The 17,214-nt window shown below is 57.4% G+C and carries 11 protein-coding genes and 1 pseudogene; 1 reads left to right on the plus strand and 11 read right to left on the minus strand.

All coding sequences use genetic code 11. From position 1 onward, the window contains the following. Nucleotides 1–296: 296 nt before the first annotated feature. The 11 genes and pseudogenes from PP263_RS05835 to PP263_RS05880 all read right to left on the minus strand — a co-directional run bounded on the left by PP263_RS05835 (nt 297) and on the right by PP263_RS05880 (nt 16,181). The gene (locus tag PP263_RS05835; RefSeq protein WP_308367424.1) at nt 297–893 is read right to left on the minus strand and encodes a hypothetical protein; all 597 of its coding nucleotides are present in this window, start codon (nt 891–893) and stop codon (nt 297–299) included. 156 nt (nt 894–1,049) lie between these two features. Next, nucleotides 1,050–1,475, minus strand: a pseudogene (locus tag PP263_RS22675) (lysozyme inhibitor LprI family protein); the annotation flags it as partial. Nucleotides 1,476–1,507: 32 nt separating this feature from the next. Continuing rightward, the gene (locus tag PP263_RS05840) at nt 1,508–3,406 is read right to left on the minus strand and encodes a hypothetical protein (RefSeq protein WP_308367425.1); all 1,899 of its coding nucleotides are present in this window, start codon (nt 3,404–3,406) and stop codon (nt 1,508–1,510) included. Nucleotides 3,407–3,408: 2 nt separating this feature from the next. Then, on the minus strand, nt 3,409–4,812 hold the full coding sequence (locus PP263_RS05845; RefSeq protein ID WP_308367426.1) for an HlyD family type I secretion periplasmic adaptor subunit: 1,404 nt from the start codon (nt 4,810–4,812) through the stop codon (nt 3,409–3,411). Then, nucleotides 4,809–6,959, minus strand: a complete 2,151-nt coding sequence (locus tag PP263_RS05850) for a type I secretion system permease/ATPase (RefSeq protein WP_308368569.1) — start codon at nt 6,957–6,959, stop codon at nt 4,809–4,811. The genes PP263_RS05845 and PP263_RS05850 overlap by 4 nt, the downstream gene beginning before the upstream one ends. A gap of 371 nt (nt 6,960–7,330) precedes the next feature. After that, nucleotides 7,331–9,403 (minus strand): TonB-dependent receptor, encoded by a 2,073-nt coding sequence (locus PP263_RS05855; RefSeq protein WP_308367427.1) that lies wholly within the window; start codon nt 9,401–9,403, stop codon nt 7,331–7,333. Between the two features lie 42 nt (nt 9,404–9,445). Beyond that, the gene (locus PP263_RS05860) at nt 9,446–9,979 is read right to left on the minus strand and encodes a hypothetical protein (RefSeq protein WP_308367428.1); all 534 of its coding nucleotides are present in this window, start codon (nt 9,977–9,979) and stop codon (nt 9,446–9,448) included. Nucleotides 9,980–9,986: 7 nt separating this feature from the next. Next, nucleotides 9,987–10,538 carry a hypothetical protein gene (locus tag PP263_RS05865; protein ID WP_308367429.1) on the minus strand — a complete coding sequence of 184 codons (552 nt, stop codon included), beginning with the start codon at nt 10,536–10,538 and terminating at the stop codon, nt 9,987–9,989. 506 nt (nt 10,539–11,044) lie between these two features. Further along, nucleotides 11,045–14,227, minus strand: coding sequence for an efflux RND transporter permease subunit (locus PP263_RS05870; protein ID WP_308367430.1), 3,183 nt, complete (start codon nt 14,225–14,227; stop codon nt 11,045–11,047). Between the two features lie 12 nt (nt 14,228–14,239). Further along, nucleotides 14,240–15,334 (minus strand): efflux RND transporter periplasmic adaptor subunit, encoded by a 1,095-nt coding sequence (locus PP263_RS05875; RefSeq protein ID WP_374693699.1) that lies wholly within the window; start codon nt 15,332–15,334, stop codon nt 14,240–14,242. Nucleotides 15,335–15,812: 478 nt separating this feature from the next. Further along, nucleotides 15,813–16,181, minus strand: a complete 369-nt coding sequence (locus tag PP263_RS05880) for an L-rhamnose mutarotase (RefSeq protein WP_308367432.1) — start codon at nt 16,179–16,181, stop codon at nt 15,813–15,815. 122 nt (nt 16,182–16,303) lie between these two features. On the opposite strand from PP263_RS05880, the gene PP263_RS05885 reads away from it, so the two are divergent. Beyond that, entirely contained in the window at nt 16,304–16,963 is a 660-nt protein-coding gene (locus PP263_RS05885) for a TetR family transcriptional regulator (protein ID WP_308367433.1), read from the plus strand. Nucleotides 16,964–17,214: the final 251 nt, after the last annotated feature.

The raw sequence follows: 17,214 nt of genomic DNA on the forward strand, positions 1-17,214 counted from the left end.
CATGATGGCATCCAGTTCTGCAAGATCATTATTGTCTATAGCTGCATCCAGCCGAAGACGGTAACCGGAGTCATCCAGACCATCTACTTGGTCAATTCCAAGCAGGTTGTATATCTGCCTTCTTAAACCAGGAACTCCTTGGATATTGAACCCTACCCCAATGGTAGTTTGCGGAGGCGTGGCAGAATCAACATAAGGGCTCCATGAAATTTCGCCACCCCGCTCCTCCATATACCGGATAACATTCCAGCGCAACTCCTCATACTGCTCTTCTGTCAGTTGATCTTTAACCGTAATCATTTGTCAGCCTCTCCATGTTGAACAATATTTACACCGCAAGCATGACTCCCCGGACCTGGTTCAATGTCAGCAACGGTTAGTTGATATCTATAAGTTTGACTCCATGAATCCATACGCACACGACTGTCATAATAAAACAACCTAGATAGGCCTGATCTTGAATTAAGCGTGTTAGCAACACCTAACGGACGACCATAAACTTCCTCATTTTTCTTCGCGTCATCATGCTTAATAAAATAAGTTTTCAATGTTGTACAGTTTCCGTACTTCTCTAACTCGGGTTTCAATACTGAAAATCGATAAACCGTTTCAACCTCTCCATCATGATCAATATCAATATGTGCTCTGTGCAAAATCGGATAATCCCCGGAATCCATTTTCCTTTCTTCTGCAAGCCAGAATTTTTTCGCTTTCTTTTGGCCCTCTGTCGGCCACAGAAACTCCATTATTATCTGTTCTTTCCTTATTTTTTTTATTTCTTCTTTGTCCGTTATTTCAGCCCATTCGACAGCCTTGAATTTTGGAAAATCAGGAAGGATTTTCCTTTCACAAACAGGCGCCTCTCTGTATCCTGCTTGGTTCAGCATATCCACATAGTCTCTACACAATGGATACTCGCCTCCTATCATTAACTTGAACTTTATGGGCTTACCTGAGGCTACAGAAGGTTCTGCACCCGACCCACTCCTTGAGTCAAGTATTTCTATACTGGAATGAAAAGGAGCACTAAAAGTATTGAGTTCTTGTATTCTGTTCCGGTAGGCGGAACTGATACACGACACGATCCTTGGCCCGCTACCGTCATAAGACATACCTTCAGCAGTTTCACACTTGGTCCTATCATTGCGCAGCCAATCCAACTGCGATTCTCTGACACTTTCCCGAATTTCCGGAATTGATCTCTTTTGCTTGTATATTTCGTCCAGTTCTCGGTCAAGATCCGACAGGTATCTGTAATTACAGATTGTCTTTTCGACTTTTGTCGAAGCTTTCTTGCAGTCGAAACTCGGACCTTCAAAGCTCCGAGGCTCCTGCCTTTCCGATTGCTTTATTTCTCGCACGCTTATAGTAGTCGTTGAGGTTTCGTCGACAAGATCCGCATGGCAAATAGTCGATACGAGCAACATGATTATCGAATAAGCAATGTGACGGATGGTTTTCGTTCTTCTACTCATAATAGCTGCCCTATTCCGTACGGTGGCGCCAGTTACTCAAAACCAATGCTTGAGAAGTGCACATCTTTGCATTGGCTCGTCAGCTTGACTTTATCACCAGTTCTTTTGTTTACGATTTCTCGTTTATTTTCCCAAAGTATTTCATCAGACTTATTTTCCGAGGAAAAGATGATAAGATCGCAAATCCCTGATACAGAATCATTGCCCCAGTCAGCACCATACAAAAGCGTTAAACTCCCGTGACTTCCCTCAATGCTGTCATTTCCCGGGCCGGCATAGATCATTTCATTACCCCAGCTACCGTCTATGATGTCATCACCTGCGCCGGCTGCTATTATTTCATCTCCCCAGCTGCCTTCGATTTCATCACTACCTTGGTAGGTGTCGATAATATCATTCCCCCAGCTACAGTTAACAATGTCTTTTAGAACGCTACCTTTAATCAAGTAAGGCCGTTTCTTATGTTTGGAACACGGAATTTTCCCAGAACCCGTTAATATTTTTAATGGCTCCATTTCAAAGTATTTGAGGAAATCTCCGGTGGTTTCCACTCCTTCAGATCGAAGCTCAATCAAGACGCTATGCATTATCTCCAGATGGTCCTTACTATTGGGCATAGAAGATTTTGCTATCCCATCAAGAATCTTTTCAAAATTGGTATTTTTATATACATTTACAGAGATCAAGTTACCCAAAGAATCTACCAAAAACTGGCCCTTCAATGTCTCAGGAAAGATATTCTTATATGAAACTTGATATGAGTAATAAAACTTATACATATCCCTTTTTTCCCTCTCGAATGCCTCGATATCTGCCGACGCAAGACGAAAAAACGTTTCAGGGAAAAGTTTCTTGTTTTCATCAATACCGCCAATAGTTTCCTTTATTGATATGGCGGAATAAGACTTTTTCTCTTTTTCAAAAAAACCCACCACCACACTTGGCTCAAGAGCGGAAAAACGATTGTCAATATTCTTGATTCCGCGGATGATTTCTGAAATTCTGATATTGTAATTTTTCTCTATGCAGTCATACTTTTTGCATGAGTTGCGCTTCTTCAACCATTTCAATTGTTTATTTTTCAAGGTACCAGGAGAGAAACTTAGCTCCTGATATTGCCTATACAGGAGGTTTAGATAATTATCCAAGCTAGACAGATATGAATCTGAGCATATGGACATTTCGCTGTAATTCAGCTTTTGGTTACAATCAAATCCCGGCTTTACTTCTTTTACGTCTTCCCGATCCTGTTCCGAGGATATTCTCTCCCTGGAAACCTTTGTATTCGAGTATCTTGAATTATCTTTATTGTCAAATCCTGAACTCTGGGGACGAGCAGGGGCAACAGTATTCCGAGTCGGACTGAGCTTTCCATAAACTTTTCGTATCTGTGGTTTTGGTCCCAGAATGGGCATTACGCCACCTATTCCTGAGGTTTCCAGGCCAGCCAGGGAGTTCTGGCATTGTTCGGTAGGCCTCACCAGAGAAGAGTACATCCTGCTATTTTCCATCTCACATATATCCAGCATCATTTTCAGCTGACCGATACGCAGACTGTAGGCCAATTCCACACAGTGCCTTTGCCGGCAGCCATTTCTGGTCCGTAGCCAGGATTGCTGCGATTTTCTTATGGGAACCCGAGCTTCCGGTATTGCCTGTAGCTGCAGGTGTATATCTTGAAGTTCCGCGTGGAGTTCTTGTAGCTCTTTATCTTTACAGATCATCTTCTCTACTGGTTCGCTTTCTGTCGTACAGTCGGCGAGGTTCGAATCGATTTGTGTCTTATCTGGCGATTCATTCTTCCGGGGTGTGGCACAGGCGGTTACGACCAGGAGGAAAACTATCATCATAAATACTCTCAGCCAGCCGAATCGCCTGTGAGGAAAACTCCAACACAGGAGCAGGGAGTTGCTCTGGATGCTGTTATTCATGCTTATCTTTCCCCAAAACTGCTACCAAGTGATTCGCGAATCGGCTTGGTAAAGTACTCGTAGATATTTCTCTTACCGGTTTTCACCTCTGCCACCACATGCATACCAGCACGTAGCGGCAGTTCCCGATCCGGCAGTTGCAGGCTCTGGGTGTTCAGGCGGACACTGGACAGGTAGCGGTAGCCCTTGTCCTCGTCCATTACTGCATCCTCGGACAGGTTGGCGACCGTGCCTTCGATGATTCCGTACTTGGTAAAGTTAAAGGTGGATACCTTGACGGTGACCGGCTGCCCTTCCTCGACAAAGCCGATATCCTGATTCAGTACCCAGGCCTGGACTTCCAGCGTGCTGCCGGCGGGCACTATCTGCATCAGTGGCTGGGCGGGCTCGAGCACCGCGCCGCGGGTATGGATTGCCAGCTCCTGGACGGTGCCGGCGATGGGGGCGCGAATCACCTGCTGGTGGTTTCTGAGCCGGGCCTTGGCGTACTCCTTTTCCAGGGAGGTAATATTCCGCTCCAGTTCTTCCTGCTGGGAGAGGCTGTTGTACAGCGATTTGCTCAGAAGGGCGGACCGCTGCAAGTCCAGTTCGCGAAGCTGCGACTGGAGCTGCTCTATCCTCTCCTGTTCCAGTGCCAGCCCTTCCTCCGCGTCTATGCGCTGCTGTTCCAGTTCCAGGTATTTGTCCCGGGCTACCAAATCGCGGCTGAGGAGCTTTTCCAGGGAGGCGGTGCGCTCGGTGAGTATGGGCAGGGTCTTTTCCGCTTTGCGCACCAGGGCGCGGGACATGTCGAGTTCCTGCTGCTTGGAGTCGATCTGCTGGTCGATCAGGTCGCTTTCGGCCAGGTAGTCGGTAAAGTAGCCACGCAGCAGGCTCTGCTGGAAGGGGAGCTGTTCCCGGGCATCCACACCGACGAGTTTGTCCCGCAGGCCGGCTTGTGCCTCCTGCATCATCGCGACCTTCCCCTCCCCCAGCCGCGGCAGGTAGGTGGAATACACCCGCTCCCGCGCCAGGCGGGCGCGGGATGTCTTGAGTTCGCCATCCAGGCGCTCCAGGTCGGCGGCGGCATTGGTGGCGTCCAGGGTGATCAGGGGATCTCCCTCCTGAACCCGGCTGCCCTCCAGCACATGGATTTCCCGCACCACCGACAGTTCGTTGGCCTGGATGGTTTTCACCTTGCCATCCGGAACGATGGTGCCCTCGGCCACGGCGACTATATCTATCTTGCCGAAGATGGCCCAGAGGATGGCGATGACAAAGAACAGGCAAATGCTGTTGATCAGCCACAGGCCCAGCGGGTTGGGCGGCGACTGCTCTATCTCCAGCGCCGCGGGCACGAAGTCCAATAGTGAATCCCGCTTGCGCCGCCCGGGGCGGGCCGAAAACAGTGAAGGCAGCTTGCTCACACCACCTCCCGCAGGTTGGACTGCATGGCATTGAGCTTGGCGAAGTGGCCGTTCTTCTGCAGCAGCTGCTTGGGCCCGCCCTGCTCCACGATGCGCCCCTTGTCCATCACCACGATGCGGTTGGCGTCGCGCACGGCGGAGAGGCGGTGGGCGATAATCAACACCGTTCGGCCCTGGCAGATCTGGCGCATATTGGCCTGCACCACCGCTTCCGATTCATAGTCCAGGGCGCTGGTGGCCTCGTCGAAGATCAGTATCCTCGGGTCTGCCATCAGCGCGCGGGCTATGGCGATGCGCTGCTTCTGCCCGCCGGAGAGGGAGCTGCCCTGCTCGCCGACCACGGTATCGAAGCCCTCCGGCAGCTCCAGGATAAAATCGTAGGCTCCGGACTGCCTGGCCGCGGCAATCACTTTCTCAATGGGCGCGCCGGGGTCCGCCAGGGCGATGTTCTCCCGCACGGTACGGTTGAGCAGGAAACTCTCCTGCAACACCACCCCGACCCGCTGGCGCAGCCAGGCCGGGTCCACCAGCGCCAGGTCGACGCCGTCGATCAGTACTCGCCCTGCCTCAGGCACATGTAGCCGCTGCACCAGCTTTGTGAGGGTGCTCTTGCCGGAACCCGACCTGCCCACTATGCCGACGATTTCTCCGGGCCTGATGGCGAGCTGGATATCGTCGATGACCAGGGGTCTGTCCGGCCCGTAGCGGAATTTCACATGCTCGAAGCGGATCTCGCCGCGAATGTCCGGCAGTGTGGTGCGGTTGGGATCATGCCCGGCCTCCCTGGGTGTATTGAGGATATCGCCCAGGCGTTTGACGGAAATGCCCGCCTGCTGGAAGTCCTGCCACAGCTGCACCAGCTTGAGGATCGGCTGGCTGACCCGGCCGGCGATCATATTGAAGGCGATCAACATGCCCACGCTCAGCTCGCCTGCGATCACCAGGTGCGCCCCCACCCACAGGATGCCGATGGTCACCAGTTTGTTGATCAGGCTCGCGACCTGATTGGCGACGTTGCCCAGGTTGAGGGCCCGGAAGGACGCATTGACGTAGGCCGCCATCTGGTCCTCCCAACGGCGCTGCATCTGCGGCTCCACCGCCAGGCTCTTGAGCGTCTCCACACCGTTGCAGGCTTCCACCAGGAATGCCTGGTTCTCCGCGCCGAGCTTGAATTTTTCATTGAGGCGATTGCGCAGTATCGGTGTGATGACCACTGAAAGGATTACGTAGAGCGGCAGCGAGCCCAGCACTATCCAGGTCAGCGTCGGGCTGTAGAGAAACATCACCGCAAAGAACACCAGGGTGAAGAACAGATCGATACACAGTGTCAGCGCCGAACCGGTGATGAACTGGCGGATGGAGTCCAGCTCCCGCACCCGCGCCACGGTGTCGCCGACCCGGCGGCTCTGGAAATAGGCGATTGGCAGGCGCAGCAGATGGTGAAACAGCCGGGCACCGAGCACCACATCGATGCGATTGGAGGTATGGCTGAACAGATAGGTCCGCAGGCCGTTGAGCAGCACATCGAACACACAGACCACCAGAAAGCCCAGCGCCAGCACGTCCAGGGTGGTAAGCCCCTGGTGCACCAGCACCTTGTCCACCACCACCTGGAAGAACAGCGGTGTAACCAGGGCAAACAGCTGGATAAAGAAGGATGCCAGCAGTACCTGGCCCAGCAACTTCTTGTATTTGAGAATGGCGGGAATAAACCAGGAGATATCGAACTTCTGCTGGATAGAGGACAGTACTCCCTTCCTGCGAAAGACCAGCAGGGAGATCGCACCCGAATCGGAATCGAGTAACTCCTCAACCGGAACGGTATAGGGTTTGGGCTCGCTGGCCTTCTGCAGCAGCGCCTTGCCATCGTGAATGCGGCCCAGTGTGGCGCATGCACCTTCCGCAGAAATGACCACTGCCGGCAAGGGCAGCTCGCTCAGCTCTTCGGCCTTTCTCTGGACAAGCCTGGCTTTAAGGCCGAGGAAGTTGGCCGCCGCTATCGCCTCGTGTGCCGCCAAGTATTCGGATTCAGGGAATTCGCGATTTAACTGTGTCGGATTGGTTGCCAAATGGTGAAATCTGGCAATGACAGACAAACAGGAAAAGTAGCTTCCTTTTGCTATTGGTACCCCCACATCACACTCCATGTCCGCAATAATGCGCTTGCGCTTACTTTTCCAGGCCAATCAGGAAATGGCCTCAAATTGGGATCTTATACAGCAGAGGCGCCTCTTCTAACACGAGCACTCTTGTAAAATCAATGGAAAATCCATTGCACGACTGTGTAAGTCGATCAATCGAAGAGAAAAATAAAGGGGAATGTTTATGGAGTGTCCGCCCTGCAGAGCTGCCGGGGCCAGGGCAATTTTTGTAGGATGGGCAAAGCGTAGCGTGCCCATTGAGGCCCCGGAAGATGGGCACGCTACGCTTTGCCCATCCTACAAGGAGAAGTTGCTGTTCCGTGTTAGCCGCATATCGCTAGCTACGAAGCAAGGTTGATCGCGGCCGCTGGCCGCTCCTACAGGAGGTTTGCGTGGAGTTCCAGGTAGAGGGAACGCGGCTCGCCGGGAAAATAGCGGTTGCCGGAAAAACTGCTGTAGTCCGCCCGCTCTGCGTAGGCTTCGTCGGTGAGATTGATCAGCCGCGCCGACAGCGCCCAGCGCTCGTCCAATTGAAACCGGGTGCGCAGATTGAGCAGGTCGTGTCCCGGGTAGCTGTGCAGATTCTGCGGATCGGTGTAATAGCGCCCCCGGTGCAGCCACTCCAGTTCAGCATGTACTTGCGCCGAGGGCTGCCAGAGCAGGCGGCTGCTGCCGAAATGCCGCGGGGCCGAGTCCATTAAATTATTCTCTATCGACATACCGTCCAGCAGGCGGTCGTCCCGGTAGCGGTGGTCGGCGTAGCTGGCGGACATCTCCAGCTGCCAGTCTTCCGCCAGTGCATAGTCCAGGGCCAGCTCCACTCCCCGGTGCTTTGTTTTGCCATTGGATTGGTTGAGAAAATCCGCATCGCGAAAAATCACATTGTCCTTGTGCATAGCGTAGGCCACCAATTCATAGCCGAGTCTTTCCCCTTCACCGCGCAGACCGATTTCCACACTGGCAATTTCTTCCGGGTCCAGTTCCGCCACTGTCTGCTGCCGTTGCAGGCGGTAGAGTTCGGTGGCCTGTGGTGCGCGGAAACCGTGGGCCAGGTTGAAAAAGAGCTGCTGGTTTTCAGCCATTTGATAGATACCGCCGATTTTCGGCGACCAGTTTTCAAAGCGGTCCTCGCGGTCTTGCGGCCGGCTGAAACGGCAGCCGCCGAAACCGCAGGGCGTTCCGTCCTCCGCGGTGCGCCCGGCGAGCATGCGGTTGTCATAGTCGTAAACCATCGTCTCGTAACGCAGGCCGGCGTTTAGCGCCAGCGACTCGCTTGCCTGCCAGTTCGCCAGCGCAAAGGGCGCGGCCATCAGCGCGTCCACCTGGTAATCGTAGTGCCGGCCCAGAGGAATCGTCTCCCGCAGAAATTCCGAGCCCTCGGTGGGTGTGTCCTGGCGTTCGAGCAGAAAGGCACGCGTGTATTCCGCATCCAATCCCGCGATCAGCTGCCAGGGTGCATCGGGATCGGTCCGGTAGCTGCTGCGAAAACCTGCACTGCTCTGGCCGTTTTCTTCCAGCGGCTTGCCGGGTAGAAAGTGTTGCAGGAATTCCATTTCCGTCTTGCGCAGATAGGGCGTCAGGCTCAGTCGGGCGCCCTCCTCCAGATCCATTTCCACCTGCGACGACAATCGCAGGGCCTGGGCATCGCGAAATGCCTCCGGGTTGGGGTTGGTGCGGCTCAGGCGCCGGCTGCGGTAGGCGCCCTCCCCCTTGATATAGCCGGCGGTTTCCTGATTGAGATTGGCAACAGCCAGCCGCGTGGTCACGGATAGTTCAACGCCGTCGTAACGGTGCGCCAGTCGGAGTTTCTGCTGATCGAAACCGGAGTGATCGCGGTAACCGCCGTCGCGGGTCAGAGAAAGATCCGCGCGCAACCCGCGGGCGCCGGACAAACCGCTGTTGCCGGAAATACCTGTACGCGCGTAATCGTGGGGCCCACCCTCCAAGCCTATGGTCACTCCCTCTTCCTTTTCTACCTCCGGGCCGATCACATTGATTACACCGTGCATGGCGTTGGAGCCGTATAGCGTTCCGGCGGGTCCGCGGACCACTTCAATGCGCCGCGCCATTTCGCTGCCGGATTCGAAGAGTTCATTGATATTGCAGAAACCGGCGGCGCGCAGCGGGATGCCGTCCTCCGCGGCCAGCAGCCCGCCGCAGGCGCCGGCGCCGCTCAATACCGGCGAACGCAGGGAAGGCAGATATTCCTGGCCATTGCCGCGGGCAAAATCCGCTCCGGGCACGCGAGCCAGGCTCTGCTGGATGTGGGTGTGGGAGATCAGTTCGAGCGAGGAACCGCTCAACAGGGAAAGGCTGCCGGCGTGATTCCGCAGCGGCTGCTCGTAGCGGGTGCCGGTAACCGCGATGGTTTCCAGCCGGTTTTCTTCGGCTGTAACCGGATTGCCGGCAAAAAGTGAAACCAATCCCGCCGCCAGTGTGCCTTTTCTCATTCCCGTGCCTTTTGTGTTATTGGACCTGCCGGGATTCTAAAACTACTGGCCGCTCCCTGAAAGCGTTGTAAGTGGCCCGCAACGCTGTGAAATCCGCGAAAGCCGCGCCGGTTCCGGCAGCCGCCGGCAACTGCGGTGGATCGCATCCGCCAGTTGCTCCAGCCGGCGAGATTTGACGGTGCCCTGTATTTCCATCAGCAGAGTGATTTCCATCCACTGGGTATATTCCAGCAGTTCTTCGAAAAGCTGTTCGGAGCCCGGCGGGAGGGCTCGCCGGTCCAGTTCGCCGGCGAAGAGAAATACCCGGCAGAAGCGCGCAATGGCAACCGTATTGTCACAAAGCTGCGCGGGTTCCATGTCCAGTACCCACTGCACCTGCCAATAGGCCAGCTCCGCCACCGTGTGGGAATCCTCCGGCAGTTCCCGTTGAACCTGAATTCCCAATTCGCGAATTCGTACCCTGTCGGACATCTGCTCCACAAACCTCTGCAGGCGGGGCCAGATAGCTTCCGTTTCCCGGCACCATTCCCGGCACAAGCCGATAATTGCGGGCACAGTCGTTGATGTCTTTTCCATCACCGCCTCAAAGAGCCTCTGCAGGGAAGAGCCTGGCCCCGACGACCCGCCCGCTTTCCGAGCCTTCGATATGCGCCAGGTAGCACTGCACAAGATATTTCAGCAGTTTGAGATATTCGCTGAAGTCCCCGTTATCCAGCGCATCCGTATTCACTGGCGGATAGCCTCGTCGCATGAGATCCGCCTGGTGCTTCTGCGCCAGTATCACTGCCAGCTGTTTCAAGCGGTCCTCGCGCAGTTGCGTACTCAGGAGGCTGCCTTCACAACCCCGCTCCACGTAGGCGGCAGCCCGCTCGCGGAAAGTGGAGACAAACATGCGGGCGGCGGGGCTCAGGGCCCCATGTGAATATTGCAGGGAGGCGAGCAGGCTGTCGAAAACATCGAAGGACTGCACCAGATCGCGCTGGGCGGTGACCAGGACATGCCTGCACTCCTCAGGGCCGGCCGAGGTCGCCAGCACCCGTTCAACACGTTTTTTCAGCACCGATACCTGGCCCAACAGGTAGAGCGGCGGCACCAGGGCCGCGGCCAAGAGGAAAAGCAGAACTATCTCGAACATTTCACGATCCTTGAATAGATATAGGGTCATCTGACAACCCGGCGGATTCCGGCCACAAACAGCAAAACAGCTCCCGCTGCTTTTTCCATCGGGAAAAAGCGCGAACTGTCGTTCTTCCAGTTAGTTGTTCTTCTTAATGGGAACGTTTTGTTCCGGGCGCAGCCGTCCAGCATCCATCAGCTGCGGGGGCGGGATACGTCGCACGGGCGACATCGATGCCAAAATTGCGAGCGGACTATACAGAGGTGGCCAGGCCAATACCAGACGGCTGGCGCGGGATTCGTGATATATCACAGAAAACTGCGGTGCAGTTTTGTGATTGGCGCGAAAGCGGTTTTTTCGGATGTGCCCCGCGAGGCTGCGGGGCATAAACAGGAAGGGAATTGTAGGAGCGGCCCATGGCCGCGATCGAATTTGGCTGGACCAATTTGGGCGCCGAAGGCGCCCGCAGGGCATCATGGATGGCTCGAATCGGCGGCAAGCTCGATCGCGGCCATGGGCCGCTCCTACAGGGCTTCGGCGGCTTCCTCGCGGGGCAGTGCCGTATCACTGGTTTTCACCGCCACTTCTCCGGGCTGCCTGCGGCCAAACAGCTTCTGCACCACCACAAAAAACAGCGGGATAAAGAAAATCCCCAGCGATGTGCCCACGATCATGCCGCCCAACACCCCGGTGCCGATGGCGCGCTGGGCCCCGGAGCCGGCGCCGGAGGCGATGGCCAGGGGCAGTACGCCGAGACCAAACGCCAGCGACGTCATGATAATCGGCCGCAAGCGGTCGCGCACCGCCTGCATGGTGGCCTGCACCAGCTCCATACCGCTCTCCAGGTTCTGCTTGGCGAACTCCACGATCAGGATGGCGTTCTTGCTGGTCAGGCCCACGGTGGTGAGCATGGCCACCTGGAAATAGATATCCCGTTCCATGCCGCGCAGGTTGCTCGCCAGCACCGCGCCGAGAATCCCCAGCGGGGCCATCAGCAGTACCGAGGTGGGCACCGTCCAGCTCTCGTACAGCGCCGCCAGGCACAGGAAGACGACCAGCAGCGACAGTGCATACAGCAGCGGCGTCTGCGCGCCGGCGGCGCGCTCCTCATAGGACAGACCGGTCCACTCCATGCCGATTCCCTGCGGCAGGGTAGCCACCAGCCGCGTGACTTCTGCCATAGCCTCGCCGGAGCTGACGCCGGGCGCGGCCTGACCGTTGATCTGCATGGCCGCCACGCCGTTGTAGCGCTCCAGGCGCGGCGAACCGTACTTCCAGCGGTAGCTGGCAAAGCTGGACAGGGGCACCATCTCGCCCCGATCGTTGCGCACATACCAGAGGTTGAAGTCCTCCGGGTCCATGCGGTACTCGGCGTCCGCTTGCATGTAGACGCGCTTCACGCGGCCGCGATCGATAAAGTCGTCCACATACTGGCTGCCCCAGGCGGCGCTGAGGGTATTGTTGATGGCGCTCAGGGACACGCCCAGCGAAGCAGCCTTGGCGGTGTCGATATCCACCTGGAACTGGGGCGTATCCTCCTGGCCGTTGGGGCGCACATTGACCAGCAGCTCACTCTGTGCCGCGGCGCCGAGAAACTGGTTGCGGGCCGCCAGCAGCGCCTCGTGACCCAGGGCGCCGTTGTCCTTCAGGTAGAAGTTAAAGCCGTTGGAGGTGCCCAGTTCCATCACCGCCGGCGGCGCGAAGGCATAGGCAATGGCGTCCTTGATCTGCATCAGCGCGCCCATGCCGCGCATGGCGACGGCGCCGGCGCCTTGCGATTCCTCCTCGCGCTCACTCCAGTCCTTCAGTTTGACGAAGACAATACCGGCATTCTGGCCGCTGCCGGCGAAACTGAAGCCCTGCACGGAGAAGACGGATGCCACCGTATCCTGTTCGTTGTTCAGGAAGTGGTCCTCCACCTTGTGGATGGACTCCATGGTACGCTCCTGGGTGGCGCCCACCGGCGCCTGCACCATGGAAAAGAGGACGCCCTGGTCCTCTTCCGGCAGGAAGGAACTGGGGGTGTGCAGGAACAACAGGCCCACGGCCGCGAACAGGGCGGCATAAATTGCCACGAAGCGGCCGCTGCGCGCCAGAATGCCGCGCACACCGCGCCGGTATTTCTCACTGCCCCGCTCAAAATTGCGATTGAACCAGCCGAAAAAGCCCCCCAGGAAACCGGAAGTGCCGTGCTCTCCGCCCTTTTTCACCGGCTTGAGCAGGGTCGCGCAGAGTGCCGGCGTCAACACAATGGCGGCCAGCACCGACAGCGCCATGGCCGATACGATGGTGATGGAAAACTGCCGGTAGATGACGCCGGTGGAACCGCTCATAAACGCCATGGGCACAAACACTGCCGACAACACCACGCCGATACCCACCAGGGCGCCAGTGATCTGCTGCATCGACTTTTTCGTGGCCTCCTTCGGCGACAAGCCCTCTTCCGCCATCACCCGCTCGACGTTTTCCACCACCACGATGGCGTCGTCCACCAGCAGGCCGATGGCCAGTACCATGGCGAACATGGTCAGCATGTTCACGGAGTAACCCAGCGCCGCCAGTACGCCGAAGGTGCCGAGCAGCACCACCGGTACGGCGATGGTGGGGATCAGGGTGGCACGGAGGTTCTGCAGGAACAGGAACATCACCAGGAACACCAGCACCACCGCCTCCATCAGCGTGTGAATCACGCCCTCGATGGAGATCTTGACGAAAGGCGTGGTGTCGAAGGGCACCACATATTTGAGCCCTGGGGGAAAGCTCGCCTCCAGTTCGTTCAACCTCGCCTTCACCGCCTCCGCCGTCTCCAGGGCGTTGGCGCCGCTGGCCAGGGAAATGGCCACACCGGTGGCGGGTTGGCGGTTGAAGCGGGTCAGGGTCGAATAATCCTCGGCGCCCAGCTCCACCCGGGCCACCTCCCCCAGGCGCAGCACCGAGCCGTCCGGATTGGCGCGCACCACGATATTGCGGAACTCCTCCGGCGTTTGCAGCCGCCCCTGGGAATTGACCGACGCGTTGAGCTGCTGCCCCGGCACCGCCGGCGTACCGCCGAGACTGCCCACGGCCACCTGTGCATTCTGCGCCCGCACCGCCGCGGAGATATCCGCCGGTGTGAGGCTGTAGGTCTTCAGCTTGTTGGGGTCCAGCCAGATACGCATGGCGTACTTGGAACCGAACACCTGCACATTGCCCACGCCCTGTACCCGGCTGATCTGGTCCACCAGGCTGGAGGTGACATAGTCGGAGATATCCGTCTTGGACATGCTGCCGTCCGAGGATACAAAGCCGGCCACCAGCAGGAAGCCGCTGCGCGACTTGCTGACGTTGACCCCCTGGCGCTGCACCTCCTGCGGCAACAGCGGCATCGCCAGTTGCAGCTTATTCTGCACCTGCACCTGGGCGGTGTCCGCGTCGGTGTCGCTGGAGAAATTGAGGGTGATCGAGGCGGAGCCATTGGCCTGGCTGGTGGCGGACATGTACAGGAGGCCGTCGAGCCCCTTCATGTTTTCCTCGATTATCTGGGTAACCGAACCCTCAACCACTTGCGCCGAGGCGCCGGGATAATGGGCGTTGACGGTCACTGCGGGCGGCGCGATATTCGGATATTGCTCGATCGCCAACTGGGTGATCGCCAGGCCGCCGCCGACCATGACCATGATCGCGATCACCCAGGCAAAGATTGGGCGGTTGATAAAGAAACTTGCCACTGCCGGACCTCCTTACGACTCTTGCGCGGTCGGCGCCTGGACTTCTTCGGGCTGGTCCTCGCCGACGGTGGCCTCGACACCCCCGGGCGTCGCGGGCGGCTGTGCCTCGGCGGCCTGTACCGGCACGCCCGGGCGTACCTTCTGCAGACCCTCGACGATGACCCTGTCACCGGCCTCGAGGCCACTCTCCACCAGCCATTTGTCGCCGATGGTGCGGCTTACCTGCACCGAGCGCTGGGCCACTGTGCCCTCGCCGGTCACGACCATGGCCGAGGTGCTGCCCTTGGGATCCCGGGCGATGCCCTGCTGGGGCACCAGGATCGCGTTCTCGCGCACGCCGCGGCCCACCACCGCGCGCACGTACATGCCCGGCAGCAGCAGGTGCTCCGGGTTGGGCACCACTACCCGCAGCAGCACGCTGCCGGTGGAGGGGTCCACGCTGGCCTCGGCAAATTCCAGTTTGCCCTTGTGTTCGTAGGTGCTGCCGTCCTCCAGCAGGATGCTCACCGGCAGGTCGCCGGAGTTTTCCAGGGTGCCGGCATCCAGGGCCTTGCGCAGGCTCAGCAGTTCACTGGCGGACTGGGTCAGGTCCACATAAATGGGGTCCAGTTGCTGCACCGTGGCCAGTGCGGCGGACTGGTTGGCGGTGACCAGGGCGCCCTGGGTCACCGCGGACTTGCCGATGCGCCCGCCGATGGGCGCGCTGATACGGGCGTAGTCCAGTTGAATACGGGCCTGTTGCACCGCCGCCTTGGCCCTGGCCACTTCGGCTTCCGCCTTCTGCAGGGTCGCCTGGGCGCTATCGTTCTCCTGTTTGCTCACTGCGCCGGTATTCACCAGTTTCGCGATGCGCTCGGCATTCAGGCGAGCCTCGTTCAATGTCGCGCGGGCGCTCTGCAGGCTGGCTTTGGCGCTGTCGACATCGGCGCGATAGATGGCGTCGTCCAGTTGATAAAGGGGCTGTCCCGCCTCCACCAGGCCACCCTCGCGGAACAACTGCTGTCCGATGATGCCGTTCACCTGGGGACGCACCTCGGCCACCTTGTAGGGGTTGGTTCGGCCGGGCAGTTCCCGTGTCAGGGTCACCGGCTCCGACTTGAGGGTCACAACAGTTACCTGTGGTGCCATCGGTGGCGGAGCAGCGGATTCCTCTCCACAGGCAGCGAGCAGTACAGATGCCAATAGCACACTACTAACGAACGCTTTCTTTTTGAGCATGACTACCTCGGTAAAGGCCCGCCTTCCGGGCGGGCCGCACTTAAGCAAAGGTTGCACGGACAGACAGCTCTGTCCTGTTTTGATGGATTGAACGGATTCTATATTCATGCATAAATGAATATCAAGTATTTATTCACCCGTGAATATGGACTAGGATGTGCCTACTCCGATGCAGGAGGACGGTCCCACCGCCCAAATCTTGTAGTAGTCGCTATTAACGGCGCCAAATCTACCGACTTCAATTGAAAGTCGGCCAGTAGCCGGGTATCCGAGGCCAACGGAGCAATTGAGAAGTACCCGGAAGCCAGAGAGGCCGCGAGCGCATCCTGGACGCGCCGCCGACGGGGCGCCGTCTATTGCCCTGTGACTAAGGCAACTTAAATACGCACTCTGCCTTCACCCACTTCTCCCCTTTTTTGGCCCAGGGCAGCGGTTTTTGGAACTGCGCCATTAATGCTTCCCATTTCTGTACTGTAGGATCGGCTGCATCCATTTCAGCTTTTTGCCGGAAAGAAAAGTTTTCGTTTACCTCTATGATCATTGTCAACCGGTTACCCAGCAGGTAGATCTCCATATCCTCTATGCCAGAACCCTTTATGCTTTGAATGATTTCCGGCCATACCCCCTGATGATACTTTTTATATTCCTCGATAAGCGCAGGATCATCTTCGAGGTCGAGCAGTAGGCAATATCTTTGTGTTTTCATTTTTTTTGTAACGGCTTGTAGTGATCGCATTGTAATTCAAGGAGCGACAGGTGTGGTTATTCCAACTCCAAAGTATTTATTCACGCATGAATATGAATTAGGATACACACCAATATCATCGCACCGCACAGAAGTACCCGGAGCCCAGCCAAATGGCCAGACGCAGAAAAGAGGAAGCCAGGGAAACCCGCGAGCGTATCCTGGACGCCGCCATCACCGTGTTTCACGAGCACGGGGTCGCCCGCCCTTCCCTGACCGAAATCGCCGAACTCGCGGGCGTCACCCGCGGCGCCGTCTACGGCCATTTCCGCAACAAGGCGGACCTCTTCTCAGCGCTCACCGAGCGGGTGCAATTCCCCGGCGAGAAACTCTGTGAATGCACCACCGAAGACGTAAATCGAGATCCCTTGGGTGTGCTGCGCAGCCTCTGGCTGTGGCTGTTCCGGGAAGTATCCCGCAACCGCCAGTGGCAACTGATCCTGGAAATTGTCTTCCACCGCTGCGAACTGGTGACCGAGAGTGGAGAGATCCACCAGCGCCTGATCAAGGGCCACGCCGAGGGTGTTGAACGGGTACGCGAACTGATTACCGCGGCGGTCGCCAGGGGCCAGCTTCCCGCCGACCTGGATATCGAAGTGGTTGTGCCCATGCTGCACGGCGCGCTGGTGGGGGTACTGGAGGACTGGCTGCTGCAGCCGCAGATCGGCGATCTGGCGGAGCTGGGGGAACGTTATATGGACGCGCTGATCGATATGGTGCGCCTCTCGCCCACATTGCGCAGGCGGGATTCCCGACAATTACTGGATTCGTAGGATGGGCACAAATCGGCAGGATTGCCGATTTGTGCCCATCCTACAGATCTACGACGCATTGTCGTCGTTCCGGCGCAGGCCGGAACCCAGGTGCCACTGGGCTGGATACCGGCCTGCGCCGGCATGACCAAAGCTTGATTTGGAACAGGGTATCTAGTGTGGTGTAAGGTACTAAATGCGGTTATCAGAGCCCCCCAAAATGTTCACAGGAAGGCGCCGCTCGCAGGGAATGGCTCGCCCTTTTCAAGAGC

The sequence above is a fragment of the Microbulbifer sp. TB1203 genome (assembly GCF_030997045.1).
Classification (GTDB): Bacteria; Pseudomonadota; Gammaproteobacteria; order Pseudomonadales; family Cellvibrionaceae; genus Microbulbifer.